Source organism: Pelomonas sp. Root1237, assembly GCF_001425055.1.
Lineage (GTDB): Bacteria > Pseudomonadota > Gammaproteobacteria > Burkholderiales > Burkholderiaceae_C > Pelomonas.
On the sequence record NZ_LMDK01000012.1, the window covers coordinates 943,260 to 968,849 of the forward strand.

General features: G+C 65.8%; 22 protein-coding genes. 18 read left to right on the top strand and 4 right to left on the bottom strand.

What is annotated here, in order from left to right; translation table 11 throughout:
• The first annotated feature begins 2 nt into the window (after nt 1-2).
• The 15 genes from ASC91_RS12135 to ASC91_RS12205 all read left to right on the top strand — a co-directional run bounded on the left by ASC91_RS12135 (nt 3) and on the right by ASC91_RS12205 (nt 18,710).
• Nucleotides 3-1,256 carry an NADH-quinone oxidoreductase subunit D gene (locus tag ASC91_RS12135; RefSeq protein WP_056196920.1) on the top strand — a complete coding sequence of 418 codons (1,254 nt, stop codon included), beginning with the start codon at nt 3-5 and terminating at the stop codon, nt 1,254-1,256.
• On the top strand, nt 1,253-1,753 hold the full coding sequence (gene nuoE / locus ASC91_RS12140) for an NAD(P)H-dependent oxidoreductase subunit E (protein WP_056196921.1): 501 nt from the start codon (nt 1,253-1,255) through the stop codon (nt 1,751-1,753). The genes ASC91_RS12135 and nuoE overlap by 4 nt, the downstream gene beginning before the upstream one ends.
• An 8-nt stretch (nt 1,754-1,761) precedes the next feature.
• Nucleotides 1,762-3,102 carry an NADH-quinone oxidoreductase subunit NuoF gene (gene nuoF / locus ASC91_RS12145; protein ID WP_056196922.1) on the top strand — a complete coding sequence of 447 codons (1,341 nt, stop codon included), beginning with the start codon at nt 1,762-1,764 and terminating at the stop codon, nt 3,100-3,102.
• Between the two features lie 20 nt (nt 3,103-3,122).
• Nucleotides 3,123-5,429 (top strand): NADH-quinone oxidoreductase subunit NuoG, encoded by a 2,307-nt coding sequence (gene nuoG / locus ASC91_RS12150; protein WP_056196923.1) that lies wholly within the window; start codon nt 3,123-3,125, stop codon nt 5,427-5,429.
• Nucleotides 5,430-5,443: 14 nt separating this feature from the next.
• Nucleotides 5,444-6,541 (top strand): NADH-quinone oxidoreductase subunit NuoH, encoded by a 1,098-nt coding sequence (gene nuoH, locus ASC91_RS12155; protein ID WP_056196924.1) that lies wholly within the window; start codon nt 5,444-5,446, stop codon nt 6,539-6,541.
• Between the two features lie 10 nt (nt 6,542-6,551).
• Nucleotides 6,552-7,040 carry an NADH-quinone oxidoreductase subunit NuoI gene (nuoI, locus tag ASC91_RS12160; protein ID WP_056196926.1) on the top strand — a complete coding sequence of 163 codons (489 nt, stop codon included), beginning with the start codon at nt 6,552-6,554 and terminating at the stop codon, nt 7,038-7,040.
• A gap of 53 nt (nt 7,041-7,093) precedes the next feature.
• Nucleotides 7,094-7,738, top strand: coding sequence for an NADH-quinone oxidoreductase subunit J (locus ASC91_RS12165; RefSeq protein ID WP_056196928.1), 645 nt, complete (start codon nt 7,094-7,096; stop codon nt 7,736-7,738).
• Nucleotides 7,735-8,064: an NADH-quinone oxidoreductase subunit NuoK gene (nuoK, locus tag ASC91_RS12170; RefSeq protein ID WP_056196929.1), complete on the top strand. Its 330-nt coding sequence runs from the start codon at nt 7,735-7,737 to the stop codon at nt 8,062-8,064. Before ASC91_RS12165 ends, nuoK begins: the two co-directional genes overlap by 4 nt.
• A gap of 7 nt (nt 8,065-8,071) precedes the next feature.
• Nucleotides 8,072-10,120, top strand: a complete 2,049-nt coding sequence (nuoL, locus tag ASC91_RS12175) for an NADH-quinone oxidoreductase subunit L (RefSeq protein ID WP_056196931.1) — start codon at nt 8,072-8,074, stop codon at nt 10,118-10,120.
• A gap of 20 nt (nt 10,121-10,140) precedes the next feature.
• The gene (locus ASC91_RS12180; RefSeq protein ID WP_056196933.1) at nt 10,141-11,619 is read left to right on the top strand and encodes an NADH-quinone oxidoreductase subunit M; all 1,479 of its coding nucleotides are present in this window, start codon (nt 10,141-10,143) and stop codon (nt 11,617-11,619) included.
• Nucleotides 11,620-11,640: 21 nt separating this feature from the next.
• The gene (nuoN, locus tag ASC91_RS12185) at nt 11,641-13,122 is read left to right on the top strand and encodes an NADH-quinone oxidoreductase subunit NuoN (protein ID WP_056196935.1); all 1,482 of its coding nucleotides are present in this window, start codon (nt 11,641-11,643) and stop codon (nt 13,120-13,122) included.
• 7 nt (nt 13,123-13,129) lie between these two features.
• Complete coding sequence (locus ASC91_RS12190; RefSeq protein WP_056196937.1) at nt 13,130-13,432, top strand: DUF2818 family protein; 303 nt, start codon at nt 13,130-13,132, stop codon at nt 13,430-13,432.
• A complete protein-coding gene (locus ASC91_RS12195; RefSeq protein ID WP_056196939.1) occupies nt 13,419-14,003 on the top strand; it encodes an NUDIX domain-containing protein in 585 nt (194 codons plus the stop codon). The genes ASC91_RS12190 and ASC91_RS12195 overlap by 14 nt, the downstream gene beginning before the upstream one ends.
• A gap of 296 nt (nt 14,004-14,299) precedes the next feature.
• Complete coding sequence (locus tag ASC91_RS12200) at nt 14,300-15,469, top strand: efflux RND transporter periplasmic adaptor subunit (RefSeq protein ID WP_056196940.1); 1,170 nt, start codon at nt 14,300-14,302, stop codon at nt 15,467-15,469.
• Between the two features lie 13 nt (nt 15,470-15,482).
• Complete coding sequence (locus tag ASC91_RS12205; RefSeq protein WP_056196942.1) at nt 15,483-18,710, top strand: efflux RND transporter permease subunit; 3,228 nt, start codon at nt 15,483-15,485, stop codon at nt 18,708-18,710.
• Here ASC91_RS12205 and ASC91_RS12210 read toward each other — a convergent pair.
• Together ASC91_RS12210 and ASC91_RS12215 are read right to left on the bottom strand one after the other, a co-directional pair.
• The gene (locus ASC91_RS12210) at nt 18,688-20,091 is read right to left on the bottom strand and encodes an FAD-binding oxidoreductase (protein ID WP_056196944.1); all 1,404 of its coding nucleotides are present in this window, start codon (nt 20,089-20,091) and stop codon (nt 18,688-18,690) included. The two genes, ASC91_RS12205 and ASC91_RS12210, sit on opposite strands and share 23 nt — an antisense overlap.
• Nucleotides 20,088-20,468: a DUF2069 domain-containing protein gene (locus tag ASC91_RS12215; protein ID WP_056196946.1), complete on the bottom strand. Its 381-nt coding sequence runs from the start codon at nt 20,466-20,468 to the stop codon at nt 20,088-20,090. The genes ASC91_RS12210 and ASC91_RS12215 overlap by 4 nt, the downstream gene beginning before the upstream one ends.
• 21 nt (nt 20,469-20,489) lie before the next feature.
• Between ASC91_RS12215 and ASC91_RS12220 the strand changes: the two genes are divergently transcribed.
• Nucleotides 20,490-21,806 carry a YihY family inner membrane protein gene (locus tag ASC91_RS12220; protein ID WP_082532621.1) on the top strand — a complete coding sequence of 439 codons (1,317 nt, stop codon included), beginning with the start codon at nt 20,490-20,492 and terminating at the stop codon, nt 21,804-21,806.
• Here the strand turns inward: ASC91_RS12220 and ASC91_RS12225 are convergent.
• Nucleotides 21,778-22,731, bottom strand: a complete 954-nt coding sequence (locus ASC91_RS12225; RefSeq protein ID WP_056196947.1) for a Bug family tripartite tricarboxylate transporter substrate binding protein — start codon at nt 22,729-22,731, stop codon at nt 21,778-21,780. The genes ASC91_RS12220 and ASC91_RS12225 overlap by 29 nt on opposite strands.
• Nucleotides 22,732-22,762: 31 nt before the next feature.
• Nucleotides 22,763-23,326, bottom strand: a complete 564-nt coding sequence (locus tag ASC91_RS12230; RefSeq protein WP_056197263.1) for a helix-turn-helix domain-containing protein — start codon at nt 23,324-23,326, stop codon at nt 22,763-22,765.
• Between the two features lie 99 nt (nt 23,327-23,425).
• Here ASC91_RS12230 and kbl point away from each other — a divergent pair, with 99 nt between their 5' ends.
• Together kbl and ASC91_RS12240 are read left to right on the top strand one after the other, a co-directional pair.
• Nucleotides 23,426-24,622, top strand: coding sequence for a glycine C-acetyltransferase (gene kbl / locus ASC91_RS12235; protein WP_056196949.1), 1,197 nt, complete (start codon nt 23,426-23,428; stop codon nt 24,620-24,622).
• A complete protein-coding gene (locus tag ASC91_RS12240; RefSeq protein ID WP_056196951.1) occupies nt 24,619-25,563 on the top strand; it encodes an NAD-dependent epimerase/dehydratase family protein in 945 nt (314 codons plus the stop codon). The genes kbl and ASC91_RS12240 overlap by 4 nt, the downstream gene beginning before the upstream one ends.
• The last annotated feature ends 27 nt before the right edge of the window (nt 25,564-25,590 follow it).

Here is a 25,590-nt window from a genome sequence, read left to right on the forward strand (position 1 = left end):
CCATGGCCGAAATCAAGAACTACACCCTCAACTTCGGTCCGCAGCATCCGGCCGCCCACGGCGTGCTGCGTCTGGTGCTGGAGCTGGACGGCGAAGTCATCCAGCGTGCCGACCCCCACATCGGCCTGCTGCACCGCGCGACCGAGAAACTTGCCGAGAGCAAGACCTACATCCAGTCGCTGCCCTATATGGACCGTCTCGACTATGTGTCGATGATGGCGAATGAGCAGGCCTACTGCCTGGCCATTGAAAAGATGATGGGCATCGAGGTGCCGATCCGCGCGCAATACATCCGCGTGATGTTTGCCGAGATCACGCGCTTGCTGAACCACCTGATGTGGCTGGGTGCGCACGGCTTGGATTGCGGTGCGATGAACGTGCTCATCTACTGCTTCCGCGAGCGCGAAGACCTGTTCGACATGTACGAGGCGGTATCAGGCGCGCGTATGCACGCGGCCTACTTTCGGCCGGGCGGCGTCTACCGCGACCTGCCGGACACGATGCCGAAGCACCAGGCCAGCAAGATCCGCAATGCCAAGGCCATCGACAGGCTCAACGAGAACCGCCAAGGCTCGCTGCTGGACTTCATCGATGACTTCACCGCGCGCTTCCCGAAGAACGTCGACGACTACGAAACGCTGCTGACCGACAACCGAATCTGGAAACAGCGCACGGTCGGCATCGGCGTCGTGTCGCCCGAGCGCGCGCTGAATCTGGGCTTCACCGGCCCCATGCTGCGTGGCTCCGGCATCGCCTGGGACTTGCGCAAGAAGCAGCCCTACGACGTCTACGACCGCCTGGACTTCGACATCCCCATCGGCACCAACGGCGACACCTACGACCGCTATGTCGTGCGCGTGGAAGAGATGCGCCAGTCCAACCGCATCATCCAGCAGTGCTCGGCCTGGCTGCGTGCCAACCCCGGCCCGGTGATCACCGACAACCACAAGGTGGCGCCGCCTTCGCGCGTGGACATGAAGTCCAACATGGAAGAGCTGATTCACCACTTCAAGCTCTTCACCGAGGGCTTCCACGTGCCCGAGGGCGAGGCCTATGCGGCCGTCGAGCACCCCAAGGGCGAGTTCGGCATCTACATGGTCAGCGACGGCGCCAACAAACCCTACCGCCTGAAGATCCGCCCGCCTGGTTTTGCCCACTTGGCAGCGCTGGACGAGATGGGACGCGGCCACATGATTGCCGACGCCGTCGCCATCATCGGCACCATGGACATCGTGTTCGGCGAGATTGATCGATGAGCTACCAACTCTCTGACGCCACCCGCGCGCGCTTCGACCGCGAGGTCGCCAAGTACCCCTACGAGCTGCGCCAGTCTGCCGTCATGGCCTGCCTGGCCATCGTGCAGCAGGAGGAGGGCTACGTGTCCCGCGCCGCGGAAGACGTGATCGCCGCCCACCTCGGCATGCCGACCATCGCGGTCTACGAGGTGACGACCTTCTACAACATGTTCAACCAGCGTCCGGCGGGCAAGTTCAAGCTGAACGTCTGCGCCAACCTGCCCTGCCAGCTGCGAGACGGCCAGAAGGCGCTGGACCACCTGTGCAGCAAGCTCGACATCGAGCAAGGCGGCACGACGGCCGACGGCCTGTTCACCGTGCAGAAGAGCGAGTGCCTGGGCGCCTGCGCCGACTCGCCGGTGATGCTGGTCAACGACCGCCAGATGTTGAGCTTCATGACGACCGAGCGCCTGGATGAGCTCGTCGACGTGCTGCGGTCTGAAGCAGCGAAGGCCTGAGGACGACGATGCTGGATCTCTCCAAATTCCAAGCCACCGGCACCGAGACCTGTTTCCACGGCCGCCACATCGCTCCGCAGATCTACGCGGACCTGGACGGCAAGAACTGGTCGATCAAGGACTATGAAGCCCGCGGCGGCTATGCGGCCCTGCGCAAGATCCTCGGCAAGGACGGTGGCGAAGGCCTGACAGCCGATCAAGTCATTGCCGAAGTGAAGACCTCGGCCCTGCGCGGCCGTGGCGGCGCAGGCTTCCCGACCGGCCTGAAGTGGAGCTTCATGCCCCGACAGTTCCCGGGCCAGAAATACCTCGTCTGCAATTCCGACGAAGGCGAGCCGGGCACCTGCAAGGACCGCGACCTGCTGATGTTCAACCCGCATCAGGTCATCGAGGGCATGGCCATCGCCGCCTACGCGATGGGCATCAAGGTCGGCTACAACTACATCCACGGCGAGATCTTCGAGGTCTACGAGCGCTTCGAAGCGGCCCTGGAAGAAGCCCGCGCCGCTGGTTACCTCGGCGACAAGATCATGGGCTCGGACTACAGCTTCCAGCTGCACGGCCACCATGGCTTCGGCGCCTATATCTGCGGCGAAGAGACAGCTCTGCTGGAATCGCTGGAAGGCAAGAAGGGCCAGCCGCGCTTCAAGCCGCCGTTCCCGGCCAGCTTCGGCCTGTACGGCAAGCCCACCACCATCAACAACACCGAGACCTTCGCGGCGGTGCCCTGGATCATCCGCAACGGCGGCCAGGCCTATCTCGAGATCGGCAAGCCCAACAACGGCGGCACGAAGCTGTTCTCGGTGTCGGGCGACGTCGAGAAGCCCGGCAACTTCGAGGTTCCGTTGGGCACATCCTTCGAGAAGCTGCTCGAGCTCGCCGGTGGCGTGCGCAAGGGCCGCAAGCTCAAGGCCGTCATTCCTGGCGGCTCGTCCGCGCCGGTGCTGCCGGCCGACGTGATGATGCAGTGCACGATGGACTATGACTCCATCGCCAAGGCCGGCTCCATGCTGGGTTCGGGCGCCGTCATCGTCCTCGACGACTCGCGCTGCATGGTGCAGAGCCTGCTGCGCCTGTCCTATTTCTACGCCCACGAGTCCTGCGGCCAGTGCACGCCCTGCCGCGAAGGCACGGGCTGGATGCACCGCGTGCTGGAACGCATTTACCACGGCGAGGGCAGGGCAGAGGACATCGACCTGCTGAACTCGGTGGCCGACAACATCCAGGGCCGCACGATCTGCGCGCTGGGCGACGCTGCCGCGATGCCTGTGCGCGCCATGATCAAGCACTTCAAGCACGAGTTCGTGCACCTGATTGAACACAAGAAGCCCCTGGTGGCTCCGACCTGAGCGCCTAGAGAAACACCACCATGGTTGAAATCGAACTCGACGGTCAGAAGGTCTCGGTCCTGGAAGGCAGCATGGTCATGCATGCCGCCGAGAAGGCCGGCACCTACATCCCGCACTTCTGCTATCACAAGAAGCTCAGCATCGCGGCCAACTGCCGCATGTGCCTGGTGGACGTGGAGAAGGCGCCCAAGCCCATGCCGGCCTGCGCGACGCCCGTCACGCAGGGCATGATCGTTCGCACCAAGAGCGACAAGGCGATCAAGGCCCAGCAGGGCGTCATGGAATTCCTGCTGATCAACCATCCGCTGGATTGCCCCATCTGCGACCAGGGCGGCGAGTGCCAGCTGCAGGATCTGGCCGTCGGCTACGGTGCTGGCAAGAGCCGCTACACCGAAGAGAAGCGCGTCGTCTTCCACAAGAACGTCGGCCCGCTGATCTCGATGGAAGAGATGAGCCGCTGCATCCATTGCACCCGCTGCGTGCGCTTCGGCCAGGAGATCGCCGGCCAGATGGAACTGGGCATGGCCCACCGCGGCGAGCACAGCGAGATCCAGACCTTCGTCGGCCGCACGGTGGACTCCGAGCTGTCGGGCAACATGATCGACATCTGCCCGGTCGGCGCGCTCACGAGCAAGCCGTTCCGCTACAGCGCCCGCACCTGGGAACTGTCGCGCCGCAAGAGCGTCAGCCCACACGATTCGACCGGTGCCAACCTGATCGTCCAGGTCAAGAACCATCAGGTCCTGCGCGTCGTTCCGCTCGAGAACGAAGACGTCAACGAATGCTGGATCGCCGACCGCGACCGCTTCAGCTATGAAGCGCTGAACAGCGACCAGCGCCTGACCGCGCCCATGATCAAGCAGGGCGGTGCCTGGAAGCAGGTCGATTGGACTACGGCGCTGGAATACATCGCCAACGGCCTCAAGACCATCAAGGCCGACCATGGCGCGGCCGCCATCGGCGCGCTGGGCTCGGCCCACAGCACGGTGGAAGAGCTGCACCTGCTCGCACAGCTTGTGCGCGGCCTGGGCAGCGACAACATCGACCACCGCCTGCGCCACAGCGACTTCGGCAATGTCGCGTCAGCCGGCCAGGCGCACTGGCTGGGCACCAGCATCGCCAGCCTGTCCGAGCTCGACCGCGCCCTCGTCGTCGGCTCCAACCTGCGCAAGGACCATCCGCTGTTCGCCGCCCGCCTGCGCCACGCCGCGCGCCGTGGTGCCGCTGTGCATCGCGTCGGCCTGAGCAGCGATGACTGGCTGATGCCGCTCGCCGGCTCGACCTCCGTTGCGCCCTCGGGCTGGGTGCAAGCCCTGGCCGATGTGGCTGCCGCCATTGGTGCTGGTGCACCACTCGCCGGCACCGCCACCGACGAAGCCAAGGCCATCGCCGCCAGCCTGCAGTCCGGCAAGGCCAAGGCCATCCTGCTGGGCAACGCCGCCGCCGAGCACCCGCAAGCCACCAGCCTACTGGCGCTGGCGCAGTGGATTGGCCAGCAGACCGGCGCGAGCGTCGGCTACCTGACCGCCGCCGCCAACACGGTTGGCGCGCAACTGGTGAAGGCGCAGCCGCAGATCGACGGCCTGAACGCCGGCCAGATGCTGAACGGCACTTCGCTGAAGGCCGCACTGCTGCTGAACACCGACCCGGTGCTGGACTCCGCCAATGCCGCCGCCGCCGCCAAGGCGCTGGACGCGGCCGAGATGGTCGTCGTGCTGAGCCCGTTCAAGAGCGGTCTCGAATACGCCGACGTGCTGCTGCCCATCGCCCCGTTCACCGAGACCTCCGGCAGCTTCGTCAACGCCGAGGGCCGACTGCAGAGCTTCGTCGGCGTCGTGCGCCCGCTGGCCGAGACGCGTCCGGCCTGGAAGGTGCTGCGTGTGCTGGGCAATCTGCTGGGCCTGCCGGGCTTCGACCAGGACAGCTCCGAGCAGGTGCGCGAACAAGCCCTGGGTGGCGACATCGCCGCCCGTCTCAGCAACGCCACCACCTCTGCGCCGCAAGCCGCGGTCAAGGCTGAGGGCGTCGAGCGCTTCGGCAATCTGCCCATCTACGCGACCGATGCGCTGGTGCGCAACTCGACCTCGCTGCAGCTGACCACCGACGGCCGTGAAGCCGCCACGGTCGGCCTGCCCAGCAGCCTGTGGCAACAGCTTGGCTTGGCTGAGGGCGATCAGGTCCGCGTCGTGCAGGACGGCGGTGCCGCCCAACTGCCCGCACGCCTTGAAGCCGGCCTGCCGCAAGGCGTGGCCCGCGTGCCCGCTGGCCTGGCACAAACCGCCGCGTTGGGTGCTGCCTTCGGCACGCTCAACATCAGCAAGGTCTGAGGGAGCTGACAAGAATGATCGACACCCTCTACCAGAACGGCGCCTCGCTGCTGGGGGCCCTGTGGCCCCTGGTGTGGAGCCTGATGAAGATCATCGCGGTCGTTGCACCGCTGATGATCTGCGTCGCCTACCTGACGCTGTGGGAGCGCAAGGCCATCGGCTGGTCGCAGATCCGCCCGGGCCCGAACCGCGTCGGCCCCTACGGCCTGCTGACGCCCATCGCCGATGCGGTCAAGCTGATCTTCAAGGAGATCATCAAGCCCGCAGCCGCGAGCAAGGGCCTGTTCTTCCTCGGCCCCGTCATGACCATCATGCCGGCGCTGGCCGCCTGGGCCGTCGTGCCCTTCGGCCCGGATGCCGCCGCCGCCAACGTCAATGCCGGCCTGCTGTACTTGATGGCCATCACCTCGCTCGAGGTCTACGGCGTCATCATTGCCGGTTGGGCTTCGAACTCGAAGTACGCCTTCCTCGGCGCGCTGCGCGCCTCGGCGCAGATGGTCTCCTACGAGATCGCGATGGGCTTTGCGCTGGTCGTCGTGCTGATGGTGACGGGCAGCCTGAACATGACCGAGGTCGTGCAGGTGCAGGAACGCGGTTGGTTTGCATCCCACGGCGTGCCGCTGCTGTCGTGGAACTGGCTGCCGCTGTTCCCGATCTTCATCGTCTACTTCATCTCGGGCCTGGCCGAAACCAACCGCCATCCGTTCGACGTCGTCGAAGGCGAATCGGAAATCGTTGCCGGCCACATGATCGAGTACTCGGGCATGTCGTTCGCGATGTTCTTCCTGGCCGAGTACGCCAACATGATCCTGGTGTCGGCCCTGGCCGTCCTCATGTTCCTGGGCGGCTGGAGCGCGCCGATCTCCTGGAGCCTGTTCGGCATGGAAACGCCGACCTTCATCCAGCACACGATGGCGTTCTGGAATTGGGCCTGGCTGTTCGGCAAGACCTTCTTCGTCGTCACGACGTTCCTGTGGGTGCGCGCCACGTTCCCGCGCTTCCGCTACGACCAGATCATGCGTCTGGGCTGGAAGATCTTCATTCCCATCACGCTGATCTGGCTGGTCGTTGTCGGTGCCTGGATGCAGACACCGTTCAACATCTGGAAGTGAGGCGGCGCCCATGACTGCAATCACGAATTTCGCGAAGACCTTCTTCCTCTGGGAACTGCTCAAGGGGATGAAGCTTACCGGGAGGCATTTCCTCTCGCGCAACATCACCATCCAGTTCCCGGAAGAGAAGACGCCTCTCTCCCCGCGTTTCCGCGGCCTGCACGCGCTGCGCCGCTACGAGAACGGTGAAGAGCGCTGCATCGCCTGCAAGCTCTGCGAGGCCGTCTGCCCGGCGATGGCCATCACCATCGAGAGCGACGTGCGCGCCGACGGCAGCCGCCGCACGACGCGCTACGACATCGACCTGACCAAGTGCATCTTCTGCGGCTTCTGCGAGGAAAGCTGCCCGGTGGACTCCATCGTCGAGACCAGCATCTTCGAATACCACGGCGAAAAGCGCGGCGACCTGTACTTCACCAAGGACATGCTGCTGGCCGTCGGTGACAAGTACGAAGCCGAAATCGCGGCCCAAAAGGAGGCTGATGCCAAGTACCGCTGATCGCTGACCGGCCTTGCGGCCGCAGCGGTCCAGCTCAGCTGGCCTGGATACGTATGGACATCACGACCATCCTCTTCTACGTCTTCTCCGGCATCCTGCTGGTGAGTTCGTTCCGCGTCATCACGGCGCGCAGCACCGTGCATGCGGCGCTGTTCCTGATCCTGTCCTTCTTCACGGCGTCCTGCATCTGGATGCTGCTGAAGGCCGAGTTCCTGGCCATCGCGCTGGTGCTCGTCTACATCGGCGCCGTCATGGTGCTGTTCTTGTTCGTCGTCATGATGCTGGACCTGAACACCGACAGCCTGCGTGAGGGCTTCTGGAAGCATCTGCCGCTGGCGGCCGTCGTCGGCGCTCTGATCGCCTTCGAGATGGGCATCGTGCTGATGGGCGGCTTCCAACTGTCTGACGTGCCGGTGGCCACCGCCGAGCAGCTGAAGATGGGTAATACCAAGCTGCTCGGCATCGAGATCTACACCGCTTACCTGTACCCGCTGCAGATCGCTGCCGTGCTGCTGCTCGTGGCCATCGTTGCGGCTATCGCGCTGACGCTGCGCCGGCGCAAGGACTCGCGTGCCATGGACGCATCCGAACAGGTCAAGGTCACCAAGGCCCAGCGCCTGAAGATCGTCAAGATGGCGCCCACCGTCGCCACGCCGCCGGCCCCGCCCGCCGCACCCACCGAAGGAGGCCAGGCATGACCGCCATTACTGGACTGAGCGGCTTGACCCTGGGCCACTTCCTGACGCTGGGCGCGATGCTGTTCGCGCTGTCGGTGATCGGCATCTTCCTGAACCGCAAGAACCTGATCGTGCTGCTGATGGCCATCGAGCTGATGCTGCTGGCGGTCAACATGAACTTCGTCGCCTTCTCGCACTACCTGGGCGACATGGGCGGCCAGGTCTTCGTGTTCTTCATCCTGACCGTCGCGGCGGCCGAGTCGGCCATCGGCCTGGCCATCCTGGTCGTGCTGTTCCGCAACCGAGCCAGCATCAACGTCGAAGAACTCGACGCGCTGAAGGGTTGAGAAAAAGATGTCTGCACAACTCTCCCAGAACCTGCTGCTGACGGTGCCGCTGGCACCGCTCGCGGGCGCCATCGTCGCCGGCTTCTTCGGCAAGACGGTGGGCCGCCGCGGCTCGCACATGGTCACCATCCTCGGCGTGCTGATCGCCTTCATCCTGTCGGCGATGACGCTGTACAGCGTGGCCGTCGACGGCGCGCGCTTCAACGCCACCATCTACGAATGGATGAACCTCGGCGCGCTGAAGATGGAAGTCGGCTTCCTCATCGACGGCCTGACGGCCATGATGATGGTGGTCGTGACCTTCGTGTCGCTGATGGTGCACATCTACACCATCGGCTACATGGAAGAGGACGACGGCTACCAGCGCTTCTTCTCCTACATCTCGCTGTTCACCTTCAGCATGCTGATGCTCGTCATGAGCAACAACATGCTGCAGCTGTTCTTCGGCTGGGAAGCGGTGGGCCTGGTGTCGTATCTGCTGATCGGCTTCTGGTACAAGAAACCGACGGCCATCTTCGCCAACATGAAGGCTTTCCTGGTGAACCGGGTCGGCGACTTCGGCTTCATCCTGGGCATCGGCCTGCTGGTGGCCTTCGGGGGTTCGCTGAACTACGCCGAGACCTTCGCCAAGTCCGAGATCCTGTCGCAGATGATCTTCCCCGGCACCGATTGGTCGCTGATGACGGTCACCTGCATCTGCCTCTTCATCGGTGCGATGGGCAAGTCGGCGCAGTTCCCGCTGCACGTCTGGCTGCCGGACTCGATGGAAGGTCCGACGCCCATCTCCGCGCTGATCCATGCCGCCACGATGGTGACGGCCGGCATCTTCATGGTGGCGCGCATGTCGCCGCTGTTCGAGCTGAGCGACACGGCGCTGAACTTCGTCATGGTGATCGGTGCGATCACGGCGTTGTTCATGGGGTTCCTCGGCATCATCCAGAACGACATCAAGCGCGTCGTGGCGTACTCGACGCTGTCCCAGCTGGGTTACATGACCGTCGCCCTGGGCGCCTCGGCCTACTCGGTGGCCGTCTTCCACCTGATGACGCACGCCTTCTTCAAGGCGCTGCTGTTCCTGGGCGCGGGCTCCGTCATCATCGGCATGCACCATGACCAGGACATCCGCAACATGGGCGGCCTGCGCAAGTACATGCCCATCACCTGGATCACGTCGCTGCTGGGTTCGCTCGCGCTGATCGGCACGCCGCTGTTCTCGGGCTTCTACTCCAAGGACTCGATCATTGAGGCCGTGCACGCCAGCCATCTGCCGGGCGCGCACTTCGCCTACTTCGCCGTCATCGTCGGTGTGTTCGTGACGGCCTTCTATTCGTTCCGGATGTACTTCCTCGTCTTCCACGGCAAGGAGAACTTCCACCACAAGCCCTTCCCGCCGGAAGATGACGAGCAGCACGGTCATGACGACCACGGCGACCACCACGCCCACGTGCCGCACGAGTCGCCCTGGGTCGTCACCGCACCGCTGGTGCTGCTGGCCATCCCCTCGGTCGTGATCGGCTTCATGACCATCCAGCCGATGCTGTTCGGCGACTTCTTCAAGGACGCCATCTTCGTCAACCTGCACGCCCACCCGGCGATGGAGGAACTGGCCGAGGAGTTCCATGGCGCCGCCGCGATGGCCCTGCACGGATTGACCTCGCTGCCGTTCTGGCTCGCGCTGGCCGGTGTCGTGACGGCCTACGTGTTCTACATGGTCGCCCCGAGCATTCCGGCCACGCTGGCCAAGGTGCTGCGCCCGCTGATCATCGTCCTGGAGAACAAGTACTTCATGGACTGGATCAACGAGAACATCCTCGCCCGCGCCGCACGCCTCATCGGCATGGGCCTGTGGAAGGGTGGCGATGCCGGGCTGATCGACGGACTCATCATCAATGGCTCGGCGCGTGGCGTCGGTGGCATCGCGGGCCTGGTGCGCCGCCTGCAGAGCGGCTACCTGTACTGGTACGCCCTCGTCATGATCCTTGGCGTCACCGGCCTGATGACCTGGCAGCTCTGGCCCTATATCAAGCCCCAGTTCAGCGCCCTGTTCGGGTTCTGAGCGAGAGGCGGAGAACAAGAATGTTGCTGAGTCTTGCGATTTTTCTGCCCATCGTCTGCGGCGCCTTGCTGCTGGCGCTCGGGCGCGACGAGCAGGCGCACGCCGTGCGCTGGCTGGCCCTGGTCGCTGCCGTGGCGAGCTTTCTCGCCACCATCCCGCTGATCACCGGCTTTGACACATCGACGGCTGCCATGCAGTTCGTCGAGAACCAACCCTGGATCGACCGCTTCAACATCAGCTACCACCTGGGCGTGGACGGCATCTCGATGTGGTTCGTGCCGCTGACGGCCTTCATCACCATCATCGTGGTGATCTCGGCCTGGGAGGTCATCGAGACCCGCGTCAACCAGTACATGGGCGCCTTCCTGATCCTGTCGGGCCTGATGGTGGGCGTGTTCAGCGCGCTGGACGGCATGCTGTTCTACGTCTTCTTCGAGGCCACACTGATCCCGATGTACATCATCATCGGCGTCTGGGGCGGCCCGAACCGCGTCTATGCGGCTTTCAAGTTCTTCCTCTACACGCTGGCCGGCTCGCTGCTGATGCTGATCGCGCTGCTCTACCTGTACTCCCAGGTTCCCGGCGGCAGCTTCGACATCCAGACCTGGCACAAGTTGCCGCTGACCGGTGGCGCCCAGACCTGGCTGTTCTTCGCCTTCCTGGCCGCCTTCTCGGTCAAGGTGCCGATGTGGCCGGTGCACACCTGGCTGCCCGATGCCCACGTCGAGGCCCCCACCGGCGGCTCCGTCGTGCTGGCGGCCATCATGCTGAAGCTGGGTTGCTATGGCTTCCTGCGTTTCTCGCTGCCGATCGCGCCGGACGCCGCCCGCCACTGGTCCTGGCTGATCATTGCGCTGTCGCTGATCGCCGTCGTCTACATCGGCCTGGTGGCCCTGGTGCAGAAGGACATGAAGAAGCTGGTGGCCTACTCGTCCATCGCCCACATGGGCTTCGTGACGCTGGGCTTCTTCATCTTCAACGAACTGGGCGTCTCTGGCGGCCTGGTACAGATGATCTCGCACGGCTTCGTGTCGGGTGCGATGTTCCTGTGCATCGGCGTGCTCTACGACCGCGTGCACTCGCGTGAGATCGCTTCCTATGGTGGTGTCGTCAACACCATGCCCAAGTTCGCTGCCTTTGCCGTCTTCTTCGGCATGGCCAACTGCGGCCTGCCCGCCACGGCCGGCTTCGTCGGCGAGTGGATGGTCATCCTCGGCACCGTCAAGGCCAACTTCTGGCTGGGCGGCATCGCCGCGACGGCCCTGGTCTTTGGCGCGGCCTACACGCTGTGGATGATCAAGCGCGTCTACTTTGGCGATATTGCCAACGACGACGTGCGCGCGCTGACCGACATCAATACCCGCGAATTCCTCATGCTCGCTCTGCTGGCCGTGGCGACGCTGTACATGGGCCTCTATCCCAAGCCCTTCACCGACGTGATGCACAACTCGGTCACCGAGCTGCTCAGGCATGTCGCGCTCAGCAAGATCCCGGCCTGATTTCGAGCAGAGGCAAGAACAATGAACGACATGAACTGGCTCGCGATCTACCCCGAAATCCTGCTGCTGGCGATGGGCTGCGTGGTTGCCCTGGTGGACCTGTGGGTCACCGACGAGCAGCGCCGCCCGACCTACTGGCTGACCCAGCTGACCCTCATCGTCGTGGGTGGCCTGCACTTCAGCTACTTCAACGCCGGCCTGACCACCTATGCCATGCAGGACATGGTGGTCGCCGACCCCATGGGCCACCTGCTGGCCGGCTTCGCCTGCGTCGCGACGCTGATCACGCTGGTCTATGCGCGCCCCTATGCCGCTTTCCGCGAGATGCTCAAGGGCGAGCTCTTCATCCTCAGCCTGTTCGCGCTGCTGGGCATCAACGTGATGCTGTCGGCCAACAACTTCCTGGTCGTCTACCTCGGCCTGGAGCTGATGAGCCTGTCGCTGTACGCGCTGGTCGCGCTGCGCCGTGACCATGCGGTGTCGACCGAGGCGGCGATGAAGTACTTCGTCCTCGGCGCCCTCGCCAGCGGCTTCCTGCTGTACGGCCTGTCGATGATGTACGGCGCCACCGGTTCGCTGACCATTCCCGAAGTCTTTGGCGTCATCTCCCAGGGCATCCCGAACAAGAGCGTGCTGATCTTCGGCACCGTCTTCGTCGTCGCTGGCCTGGCCTTCAAGCTCGGCGCCGCGCCCTTCCATATGTGGGTGCCTGACGTCTACCAGGGCGCCCCGACGGCTGTCACGCTCCTGATCGGTGGCGCGCCCAAGCTCGCCGCATTCGCGATCACCGTGCGCCTGCTCGTCGAAGGCATGAGCGGCCTGGCCGTGGACTGGCAGCAGATGCTGGTCGTGCTGTCCGTCATGTCGCTGCTGATCGGCAACCTGGCGGCCATCGCCCAGAGCAATCTGAAGCGCATGCTGGCCTACTCGACCATCGCCAACATGGGCTTCATGCTCTTGGGCATGACTGCCGGCGTCGTCAACGACAGCACGACCTGGGGCACCAACGCCTACAGCTCGGCCATGTTCTACGTCGTCACCTATGTGCTGACGACACTGGGTACCTTCGGCATGGTCATCTTGCTGTCGCGCCAGGGCCATGAGGCTGAGGAGATCAAGGACCTGGCGGGCCTGGGCAAGCGCAGCCCTTGGTTCGCCCTGGTCATGACGCTGTTCATGTTCTCGCTGGCCGGCGTGCCGCCCACCGTGGGTTTCTACGCCAAGCTGGCCGTGCTGCAGGCTCTGGTGGCCACGCAGATGCCGTTCTACCTGTGGCTGGCCGGCTTCGCCGTCGTCGTGTCGCTGGTTGGCGCCTTCTATTACCTGCGCATCGTCAAGGTCATGTTCTTCGACGCCCCGACCGATACGGCCCCGCTGGCCGCGCCGGCCGACGTGCGCTTCGTCATGACGCTCAATGGCGCCGCCGTGCTGGTCTTCGGCCTGCTGCCGGGTGGCCTGTTGGAGCTGTGCAAGGTCGCCATCCGCCAGGCGCTGGCGACCTGAACGCTCCATGGACCAGTCCGCCGCCGTCTGGCTGGTCCTCGCCGCGGCCGTCATCGCGGCCAACCTGCCTTACTTCAGCGAGAGGCTACTCCTCGTTGGCCCGCGCCAAGCGCCGAAAGCGGCCTGGTGGCGGCTGCTCGAGCTGGTATTGATGGCCGCGCTGACCTTTGCCCTCGGCTCGGTGCTGGAGGCCCGCATCGGCCAGCGCCATGCGCAAGGCTGGGAGTTCTATGCCGCGGCGACCTGTCTCTTCATCACGCTGGGCTTTCCCGGCTTTGTCTGGAGATATCTGCGCCGTGGCCACCTCTGACAGCGAAGACCCCCATCTCGTCGAGCGCCTGCTCGAAAGCACACAGGTCTTCGCGGGCCACTTCCTCGACGTGCGCCGCGATCGTGTCGCGCTGCCGGACGGCACCGCCGCGCACCGCGAATACATCCGCCACCCCGGCGCCGTCATGGTCGTACCGCTGCTGGACGATGGCCGGTTGTTGATGGAGCGCCAATACCGCTACCCCATGGGCCGCGTGATGCTGGAGTTCCCGGCCGGCAAGCTCGACGCCGGCGAAGACCCGCTGGTCTGCGGTCGCCGCGAGCTGCTGGAGGAGACCGGCTACAGCGCCACCGAATGGGCCTATGCCGGTGTACTACACAACGCCATCGCCTACTCGGATGAAGGCATCCACATCTACTTCGCGCGTGGCCTGAACAAGGGCGAGCAGAAGTTGGACGAGGGCGAGTTTCTCGAGCTTGTCACACACACGGTCGACGATCTCGACCGCCTCGCCGCCCAAGGCGAGCTGACCGATGCCAAGACCCTGATCGGCCTGCTGTGGCTGCAGCGCTGGCAGCAGGGTGCCTGGGCGCTGGACTGGCTAAAGTAGCGCCCCTCGTCCAAGGCATACCTTGGCCGGTTCCAGGGAGACGGCGACGCATGCAGCGTCAAGCCGCATGCACATCGCCAGGCGGGCCGGCCAGGTGAACTGGAGTCGGACACAAGAAGTCCCTGCGGACTGCTTGTGCCTACGGAAGGCCATGGGCCTCTGGCCCACGGCAGGCCCGGCGCTCGGCCCGAAAGTTCTTCCGTTTCGTACATGACCTCTGGCGCCGTGTTGCCAGACCGTTAAGCTCCGGCGTTTGAGCCGTCCGACCTTTGCCCTTTCGAAGAAAGCTTGTCTCCATGACGCGTGCATCGCTGACCCTGACCGCATTGACATTGGCCCTGGCCCTTACCGCTTGCGGCAAGGGTGGCAAGCCCGATGAGGCCAAGGGCGCCGCGGCCAAGACGTCTGCGCCGCTGCTGCTCGCGCCCGAGGATCTGCGTCAGGTTGGCCAGAGCGGCCTGATCGGCGCGCCCGTCATCACGGGCGCCATCCAGCCGGCCCGCCGTGCCGACCTGCGTGCCGAAGTGGCCGCCGTCGTGCTGCAGGTGGCCAAGGACAACGGCGAACGTGTGCGCGCGGGTGATCTCATCATCCGACTGGACCCCACCTCCATCCGCGACGGCCTGACCTCGGCCGATGAGGCGCTGCGCGCCGCCCAACAGAGCTTCGAGCAGACCGAGCGCGTGCTGGCCCGCCAGCGCACGCTGAACCAGCAGGGCATGATTTCCATGCAAGGCCTGGAAGACGCCGAGGTGCGCCGCAACGCCGCCCAGAGCGAGCTGGCCGCAGCCAAGGCGCGCGCCGTCACGGCCCGCCAGCAGGTTTCGCGCACCGAGATCCGCGCGCCGTTCGATGGCGTCGTCAGCGAGCGAAAGATCTCCGTCGGCGACACCGTGCAGATCGGCCGCGAACTCATCAAGGTCATCGACCCGGCGTCGATGCGCTTCGAAGGCCAGGTCTCGGCCGATCGCCTGGGCGAGCTCAAGCTGGGCCAACCGGTGTCCTTCCGCATCAACGGCTTTGGCGACGCGGAGTTCCGCGGCAAGCTGGCCCGCATCGATGCCGCTGCCAATGCGACGACGCGTCAGGTCGAGCTCATCGCTGAATTCAACGATCGCAGCAAGGCCCCTCAGGTCTCCGGCCTCTATGCCGAAGGCCGCGTCGAGAGCGCCGAGCGCAAGGCGCTGGTGCTGGCCGAGGGCTCGGTGCAGCGCCAGGGCGATAGCGCCTATGTCTGGAAGGTCGATGGCAATCAGCTCAAGAAGGTCAACGTGATCTTGGGCGAGCGTGACGACCGCCGCGGCGAGGTCGTCATCGCTTCAGGCCTGGCTTTGGGAGACCAGGTGCTGCGCGCACCCACCGGCAACCTGACCGATGGTGCGCCGCTGCAGCGCGTCACGGCCGGGGCCGGCGCGGCCTCAGCCGTCGCGGGCACGGCGTCACCCGTGCCTGCCGCCAGCAAGTAAGCAGGAGACCTCGATGTTTCTCTCCAACTTCAGCATCAGCAAGCCCGTCGCGACCGTCGTCATGGTCATCGGGCTGATGCTGGTGGGCCTGCTGGCGCTGTCCAAGCTCAAGGTCAACCAGTTCCCCGAGGTCGAGCCGCCGGTGCTCGTCATCAACATTCCCTATCCGGGCGCGTCGCCCGAGACGGTGGAGCGCGAGGTCGTCAACCGCATCGAGAAAGCGCTGCAGAGCATCTCCGGCGTGGACCGCTCCAACTCCACGTCGCGCGAGGGCAGCGCCACCCTCGTGCTGGTCTTCGACTTCTCGAAGAACATGATCGAGGCCGCCGATGAGGTGCGCAACGCCATCGCCTCGGTGCGCTACAAGCTGCCCACTGAAATCCGCGAACCCATCATCACGCGAGCCGACCCCGGCGCTCAGCCCATCCTGCAGCTGTCGCTGTCCAGCACGACGCTGACGCACGCCCAGCTCAGCCGCCTGGCCGAGGACAAGCTCGCCGAGCGCTTTCGCGGCATCTCAGGCGTGTCGACGGTGGGTGTCAACGGTTCGCTCAAGCGCGAGTTGTCCATCCTGCTGCACGCCGAGAAGCTGCGCGAGTTCGGCGTCTCCGTCACCGAGGTGCTGAATGCCGTGCGCGCGCAGAACACCACCGCCCCAGTCGGCAAGGTGCGTGGCGCGCTGGAAGACCAGAGCATCCGCCTGCTCGGTCGCCTCGAGTCGCCGGCCGAGTTCGAGCAGATGATCATCAAGCGCACAGGTGGCACCGGCGGCGGCACCGTCGTGCGCCTGGGCCAGGTGGCCGAGGTGCAGGACGGCTTCGCCGAGATGACCGGCTACTCGCTGCGCAACGGCCGACCCAACGTCGGCATCTCCATCACGCGCTCACGCGATGCCTCCACCGTCAGCGTGGCCAACGGCGCGCGCACGCTGCTGAAGGAAATCGAGAAGGAACTGCCCAAGGGCACGACGCTCGAGATCACCCAGGACGGCGGCAAGGATGCCGAGAACAGCCTGCACAACGTCACCGATGCGCTGGTGTTTGGCGCCGCACTGACCATCTTCGTCGTCTACGCCTTCCTGAACAGCTGGCGCTCGACGCTGATCACCGCGCTGTCCCTGCCCACGTCCGTGCTGGCCGCCTTCATCGCCGTCTGGCTGATGGGCTTCTCGCTGAACTTCATGAGCCTGCTGGGCCTGTCACTGGCCATCGGCGTGCTCATCGACGACGCCATCGTCGTGCGGGAGAACATCGTCCGCCACATGGAGCGCGGCAGCGACCGCGTCACCGCGGCGCGCGAGGGCACCGCCGAGATCGGCCTGGCCGTGGCCGCCACCACCTTCGCCATCGTCGCGGTCTTCGTGCCGGTCGCTTTCATGGGCAACGGCCCCGGCCAATGGTTCAAGCCGTTCGCGCTGACCGTCGTGGCCTCGGTCGTCGTATCGCTCATCATCAGCTTCACGCTCGACCCGATGCTGTCGGCCTATTGGGGCGACCCCGTGGGCTACCACGAGCAGCCCAAGAAGGGGTTCGGCAGGCTGCTGGAGCGCTTCAATCACTGGTTCGACGGCGTGGCCAACGGCTATGGCCATGTCATCGCCTGGGCGTTGCACCACCGCCGCTGGATGACGGCCTTCGCGGTCCTCAGCCTCGTCGGCGCCATCTTCCTGCAGATGACGTTCGGCGGCTCCAGCTTCCTGCCGCAGGCCGATGCCGGCTTCCTGGCCATCGAGGTGCGCAGCCCCGCCTCCAGCAGCCTCGACTATTCCAAGCTCAAGCTCGACGCGGCCGCTGCCCTGGCCTCGACGATGAAGGAAACCAAGGCGACGACCTCCTATCCCAACGCCAGCGGCGGGCGCATCTACGTCGACATTGGCAAGAGCACCGAGCGCCAGCGCTCGGCCGCCGACGTCGCCAAGGAGCTGCGCGAGAAGGTCGCCCGCCTGGTCGGCGCCGAGTACGTCGTGCTTGACGACCTGAACAACGGCGCCCAGAAGCCCGTGCAGATCCGCTTCTACGGCACCGACACGCGCCGACTGCAGCAGATCACGCAGGACTTCCAGAAGACCATGGCGGGCATCAAGGGTGCGGTCGACATCGGCTACTCCGAGCAGGACCCGCAGAACGAGCTGCAGATCGAGCTCGACCGCAGCCTGGCCAACCAGATGGGCATCTCGGTCAACGACGCCGCCCAGGCGCTGCGCGTCGCCTTCGCCGGTGTCGAGGCCGGTGACTGGATCGACCCGACCGGTGAGGCCCGCGACGTGTCCATCCGCCTGCACCCGAGCGACCGCGTCGACGCCGCCAATATCGAGCGCCTGCCGATCGCGGTGACCGGCACCAACCGCATGGTGCCGCTGGACCAGATCGCCACCGTCACCATGGGCAAGGGCCCGGGCCAGATCCAGCACGGCGACGGCAAGCGCACCATCACGGTCAGCGCCAATGCCCAGGGCCGCTCGTCCGGCGAGATCACCGCCGAAGCCAAGAAGCTGGCCGAGAAGATCGACTTCCCGCCCGGCTTCGGCATCGAGCTGGCGGGCGCGGCGCGTGACCAGCAAGTCGTCTTCACGGCCATGATCACCGCGCTGCTGTCCGGCATCGCGCTGATGTACTTCGTGCTCGTCATCCAGTTCAACAGCTTCACGGCGCCGTTCGCCGTCATGCTGTCGCTGCCGCTGAGCCTGATCGGCGTCGTGCTGGCGCTGATCCTGACGCGCGGCACGCTGAACCTGATGAGCCTGATCGGCGTCATCATGCTGATGGGCCTGGTGGCCAAGAACGCCATCCTGCTGCTGGACGCGACGCGCCAGGAGGAGAAGGCTGGCATCGATCGCGAAGAGGCGCTGATGCACGCAGGCCGCAAGCGCTTCCGTCCCATCCTGATGACGACGCTGGCGCTGATCGCCGGCATGATGCCGGTCGCCATCGGCATCGGCGAAGGCGGCGAGTTCTACCGCCCGATGGCCGTGGCCATCATCGGTGGCACCATCACGTCGACGCTGCTGACGCTGCTCATCGTGCCGACCTTCTACGACAGCATCGAGCTGGCCCGTGACCATGCGCTGGCCAAGTTCCATCGCCGCGTGCCGCGGTTCACACTGGTCGGTGCCTTTGTGCTGACGTTGATCGAAGCGGTGCTGGCGCTGGTGATGGTGCGCTTCGTGTTCCGCCTGATCGTCAAGCTGGGCCGTCTGGTGACGGGCCGCCGAGTGATCGTTACACCAGCCGCCCAGGGTTGAGCAGGTCGAGCGGGTCGAGTGCCCGCTTGATCGCCCGCATCAGCGCCAGGGCCGTCGGGTCCTTGCGCTGAGCCAGCTCCTCGCGCTTGAGCCGGCCGATGCCGTGCTCGGCCGAGATCGAACCGCCACGGCGCTGCACGGCGTCGTAGACCTGCTCGTTGATGGCTGACTCATGTGCAGCCAGGAACTCGGCGGCGGCCACACCGGCCGGCGCCTGCACGTTGTAATGCAGATTGCCATCGCCCAGATGGCCGAAGTCGATGACCTCGATGCCGGGCAGATAAGCCGCCAGCACCGCATCCATCTCGGCGACGAAGCCGGGAATGGCGGACACCGGCAGCGAGATGTCATGCTTGATGTTCAGCCCTGCCTGGGCCTGGGCCAAGGGGATGGACTCGCGCAGATACCAGAAAGCCTTGGCCTGCTGGATGTTCTGGGCAATGGCCGCGTCCTGCACGCAGCCGCCTTCGAGCGCGGTTTCAAGCAGACCTTCGAAGACGCTGCGTGCATGCTCGGCGCTTTCGGCGTCGGACAACTCCAGCAGCACGGTCCATGCGGCGGCCGGCAAGGGCTGGGGCAGTTGCGGCAGCTCGCGCGCGACAAGGGCGAGCGAGGCGCGGTTCATCACTTCGAAGCCGGTCAGCGCATCGCCGGCGCGCTCGCGCGCCAGGCCGAGCAAGGCGACGGCATCGTCCAGCGAGGCACAGGCCGCCAGCGCGGTCAGGCGCTCCTTCGGCTGCGGATACAGCTTCATCGTCGCGGCGGTGATGACGCCCAGCGTGCCCTCGCTGCCGATGAAAAGGTCGCGCAGGTCATAGCCGGTGTTGTCCTTGCGCAGCCCCGACAGCCCATGCCAGATCTCGCCGGCCACGGTGACAACCTCGAGGCCGAGGCAGAGTTCGCGCGCATTGCCATAACGCAGCACCTGCGTGCCTCCGGCATTCGTCGCCAGGTTGCCACCGAGCGTGCACGAACCCTCGGCCGCCAGGCTGAGCGGAAAGAGCATTCCGGCCCCAGCCGCGGCGGTTTGGATCTCGGCCAGCACGCAACCGGCCTCGGCCGTCAGGCTGGCGTTGGCGAGGTCGATGCCGCGCACGCGCTTCATGCGCGTCAGGCTCAGCAGGAGTTGTTGGCCGCTGTCGTCCGGCGTCGAGCCGCCCACCAGACCGGTGTTGCCGCCCTGCGGCACGACCGGCACGCGGTGCTCGTGGCATAGGCGCATCACTGCCGCGACTTCCTCGGTCGACGCCGGCCGCGCCACGGCCAGAGCCTTGCCGGCATAGCGCTTGCGCCAGTCGTTCTCATAGGCCGCCAGATCGCCACCCACCAGCAGGCCCGCCTCGCCAAGCTGTTCACGCAGCGCAGCGAGAAAGGCGTTCATGTGGCTTTGGCCGCCGCCAGTCGCTGGCGGATCTGGGCCGTGCAGGCCGTGAAGATGACGACGCCCAGCAGCACTTCACCCAGCGCCAGCCATTGCCCGAGGCCGCCTTCGCTGGTCGAGCGCACCAGGCCCTCCATCACATAGAGCCAGATGGCCAGGGCCAGCCAGCGGTAGGTGTACATGCGGTAGCGCCACAGGCCGACGGGTGCCGCCAGCAGCGGCAGCGCCTTCACGGCCAGCGTGCCGCGGCCGGTCGGCGCCAGCCACAGCTCCCAGGCCAGGCACAGCAGGATGAGGCTTACGGTGGCGCTGAACGCCAGATTGCGCGTCAGCCGTTCGACGGCCGTGGGTTGGGTTCTTTCAAGGGCAGGGGACATAGCTGCGGCATCATAGAAGCCATGTCCTTGACGCCGATTCCGCCGATCCCGCCCGTTCCGCCCGCCGCGCCCGCCAATGCCGACAACCCGGACGCACCGCTGGCCCACAACCCCATCGCCTTCGCCAGCGACTTCATCACCGAGCTGTTGGCCTGGCCCTGGTTGCAGACCCTGCACACCTTCCGCCAGCGTTTCCGCGAGGAGAAGCTCGGCCTGACTGCCGGCAGCCTGACCTTCACGACGCTGATCTCGCTGGTGCCGCTGCTGACCGTGATGCTGGCCATCTTCACGGCCTTCCCGATGTTCTCCAGCTTCCAGTCCGCGCTGGAGCAGTACTTCCTGAAGAGCTTGATCCCGCCCAATATCGCCAAGCCGGTGCTGGCCTCGCTGACGCAGTTCGCCGCCAAGGCCAACAAGCTGGGTGTGGTGGGCCTGATCTTTCTGGGCATCACGGCGCTGGCGTTGATGCTGACCATCGACCGCACGCTGAACGCGATCTGGCGCGTGAAGCGCCCGCGGCCCATGGCGCAGCGCGTGCTGGTCTACTGGGCCGCGTTGACGCTGGGCCCGCTGCTGCTCGGCGGCAGCCTGACGCTGACCAGCTATGCCATCAGCGTCGGCCAGGGTTATCTCACGGCCATGCCGGCGAGCATGTCCACGGTCCTGGGCAGCGCCGACGTGGTGCTGTTCGGCCTGGCGATGGCCGGGCTTTTCCATTACGTGCCCAACACCCATGTGCGCTGGCGCCATGCCCTCATCGGCGGCGCCTTCGTGTCGCTGGGCTTCTCGCTGGCCAAGGGTCTGCTGGCCTGGTATGTGAAGCAGGTGCCGACCTATTCGACGCTGTACGGCGCCTTCGCGACCGTGCCCATCTTCCTGATCTGGATCTACCTGGGCTGGGTCATCGTGCTGCTGGGCGCCATCCTGGCGGCCAACACGCCCAGCCTGACGGGCCGGCTGCATCTGCGCCCCGACTCGCCCGGCCAGCCCATGGCGCTGGCGCTGGAGGTGCTGCGCGAACTCTGGCGCGTGCGCGAGGCCGGCCAGCAGGGCCTGTCCTATCTGGCCCTGGCCAGCGCGCTGCGGGTGGACCCGCTGCAGCTCAGCCCCGTCATCGACAAGCTGCTGGCCCTGGACTGGATCGGCCGGCTGGAAGAAGAGGGCGCCCAGCGGCTGGTGCTGCTGTGCACGCCCGAGAAGGCGCTGGCCGAACCTCTGCTGAGCGCCTTCCTGGCCGAGCGCCAGGGGCTGCTGGCCAATCTGTGGGCGCAGGGTGAATGGTCGAAGTTGACCCTCGACCGCCTGCTGCTCACTGAGGCTGGAAGCCCCCGGCCTTGATGATCTTGGCCCAGGCCGCCGAGTAGGCGCGCTCGCGGGTGGCGAGCTGGGCCGAGCTCATCATGGCCACCGACAGGCCGAGCTCGGTCAATCGCGCCTTCACGACCGGCTGATTGATGACGCCGGCCAGCGCATTCGAGAAGCGCTCGACGACGGCCGGCGCGGTGCCCGCCGGTGCGAACAGGCCGTAATAGGGCAGATCCTCGAAGCCCGCGACGCCCAGTTCCGCAAAGGTCGGCACCTCCGGCAACACGCCCTGGCGCTGCTGGCCCATGACGGCGACGATGCGCAGCTTCTTCTGCTGGTGGTTGGTGATGAGGTCGGGTACCGAGCCGACGCCGGCGCTGATCTGGTTGCCCAGCATGTCGGCAATCATCGGCGCGCTGCCGCGGTAGGGCACGGCCAGCAGGTTCAGGCCATTCTTCTCGCCGAGCAGCTTGACGAGGAACTCCGGCACCGAGGCCGGCGCCGGCACGCCCACGCTGCCCTGGCCGCCCTGCTTCTTCACCCAGGCGAGGTACTCGGGCAGGCTGGCGGCGGGCGTGCCGCCCGACAGGGCCAGGGCATTGGCAAAGGTCGCGAAGCCGGCCACCGGTACGAAATCGTGGGCCGGGTCAAAGCCCGGGTTCTTCAGCACCAGCGGCAGGATGGAGATGGTGTGGTCGTGGCTGACGAAGAAGGTCGTACCGTCGGGTGCCGCGGCCTTCAGCGCCTGGGCCGCGATCTGGCCGCCGGCGCCGGGCTTGTTCTCGACGATGACCGGCGTGCCCAATGACGCCTGCAAGGCCTCACCCAGCAATCGCGCAATCGCGTCGGTGCCGCCGCCGGCCGGAAAGCCGACGAGGAGGCGAATGGGCTTGTCATCGGCGCGGGCGGCAAAGGGCAGGGCGGCCAGCGCGGCCAGGGCGGAACGACGTTGCAGCATCGGCGGGCTCCTTGGTTGAACCCGCCGGAGTCTACGGGTGGAGCACCACCAAAAGTGCGGTCGCCGCCGACTTGCCCACGTTGCGGATGGCATGCGGGCCGTCCACCGCATAACGCGCCGTCTCGCCGGCCTTGAGCTTGTTGGTCATGCCCTGGGCGCTGACCTCCAGGCTGCCCGTCAGCACGCTCAGGTGCTCGCGCGAACCCGGCTCATGGGCCTGGCTGTCCAGCACGCCACCGGGTTGGATGTTCAGCTCGTACCACTCGAACTGCCCGGCCAGCTCGATGGGGCCGAGGATGCGCAGCTTGCAAAGCCCGTCCGGGCTGGTCAGCCCCGGCGTCGCGTGGGCCGGCACGGTCTCGATGGCAGGCGTCGCTGCGCGCTCGCCGCCCAGCAACTCACCCATGTCCACGCCCAGCGCATTGGCCAGCCGCCACACCACGGCCACCGTGGGATTGGCCTGGTTGCGCTCGATTTGCGACAACATCGACTTACTCACGCCGGCCCGCTTGGAGAGATCATCCAGCGACAGGCCACGGCTGCCGCGCAGCGCCTGCAGGGCGGCGCCGACGCGGGGCGGTTCGGTGTTGTCCATGTTCATGCTTGACCTGGATAGATGATTTTCAGATACTGCACAAAAGTTCGATATATCGAACGAGTTCACTAAACCGGATTGTGCATCAGGAGCAGCGCCATGAGCCAGGCCTTCTATCAACACCTGCAGACCGAGCTGGACAGCATCCGCGCCGCCGGGCTGTTCAAGTCCGAACGCATCATCACGACGCCCCAGGGCGCCGTCGTGAAGACGGCCGACGGCCGCGAAGTCATCAACCTTTGCGCCAACAACTACCTGGGCTTGTCGTCGCATCCCAAGGTCATCGAGGCCGCGCATGAAGCCCTGCGCACGCATGGCTTCGGGCTGTCTTCGGTGCGCTTCATTTGCGGCACACAGGATGTGCACAAGGAACTGGAACAACGCATCGCCCGCTTCGTCGGCTGCGAGGACGCCATCCTCTACGCCGCCGCCTTCGACGCCAACGGCGGCCTGTTCGAGCCGCTGCTGGGTGAGCAGGACGCCATCATCAGCGACGCCCTCAACCACGCTTCCATCATCGACGGCATCCGTCTGTGCAAGGCGCAGCGCTACCGCTACGAGCACAACAATCTCGACGACCTCGAGCGCTGCCTGAAGGAAGCAAAAGAGAAGGGCGCCCGTTTCACGCTGGTGTTCACCGACGGTGTGTTCTCGATGGACGGCACCATCGCCCAGCTCGACAAGATCCGCGCCCTCTGCGACCGCTACGACGCGCTGCTGGGCATCGACGAATGCCATGCGTCAGGCTTCATGGGCAAGACCGGCCGTGGCACCGCCGAGCATCGCGGTGTGTTTGGCAAGATCGACATCATCACGGGCACCTTCGGCAAGGCCCTGGGCGGCGCCAGCGGTGGCTTCACGGCCGCGCGCAAGGAAGTCGTCGAGCTGTTGCGCCAGCGCTCGCGCCCCTATCTGTTCAGCAATACGCTGGCCCCCAGCATCGCCGGCGCGTCGCTGGCCGTGCTGGACCTGCTGGAAGGCTCCACGGCGCTGCGCGACAAGCTCGAAGCCAACACCGCCTGGTTCCGCGAGGCGATCCAGGCCGCCGGCTTCGAGATCAAGCCCGGCACCCACCCCATCGTGCCCATCATGGTCTACGACGCGGTGAAGGCGCAGGAGCTCAGCAAGCGCATCCTGGAGCTGGGCATCTATGCCGTCGGCTTCTTCTTCCCCGTCGTGCCCAAGGGCCAGGCGCGCATCCGCGTGCAGGTCTCGGCCGTGCATGAGCGCGAGCACCTGGAGAAGGCCGTTGCCGCCTTCACGCAGGCGGGCCGTGAGCTGGGCCTCGTCAAATGAAGATCCTCATCATTGGAGCGAATGGCCAGATCGGCACCGAGCTGGCGACCGAACTGGCGAAGCTGCATGGCAATGAAGCCGTCGTCACCAGCGACCTCAGCCCCAAGGGCCGCGTGCCCAGCCTCCAGCACGAGGCGCTGGATGTGACCGACGCGGGGGGCCTGGCCACCGTCGTCAAGCGCCACCACATCACGCAGATCTACCACCTGGCCGCGGCGCTGTCGGCCAACGGCGAGAAGCACCCGATGTGGGCCTGGGACCTGAACATGAAGGGCCTGCTCAATGTGCTGGAGCTGGCCCGCCACGAGAAGCTGGACAAGATCTTCTGGCCCAGTTCGATCGCGGCCTTCGGCCCCAACACGCCAGCCATCGACACGCCGCAGACGACCGTCATGGACCCGACGACGGTCTATGGCATCTCCAAGCTCGCCGGCGAACGCTGGTGCGACTGGTACCACGCCAAGCACGGCGTGGACGTGCGCAGCCTGCGCTACCCCGGCCTCATCAGCTGGAAGACGCCGCCCGGCGGCGGCACGACAGACTACGCGGTGGAGATCTTCCATTCGGCGATCAAGGAAGGCCGCTACACCTGCTTCCTGAAAGAGGACCAGGCCCTGCCGATGATGTACATGCCCGATGCGCTGCGCGCCACCATCGAGCTGATGAACGCGCCGGCCGACCAGGTCAGGCAGCGCGGCAGCTACAACCTCGCCGGCGTCAGCTTCACGCCGGCAGGCATCGCCGCCTCCATCCGCCGCCGCCTGCCCGAGTTCACGATGGACTGCGTGCCAGACTTCCGCCAGGCCATTGCAGCCAGTTGGCCACAACGCATCGACGACGCAGCCGCCCAGGCCGATTGGGGCTGGAAGCTGCAGTACGACCTGGATGCCATGGTTGACGACATGCTGACTGAGCTGACACGCGAACTACACGTTGGCTGACAGGCGGTGCCAGGTCTGGCTGGTACG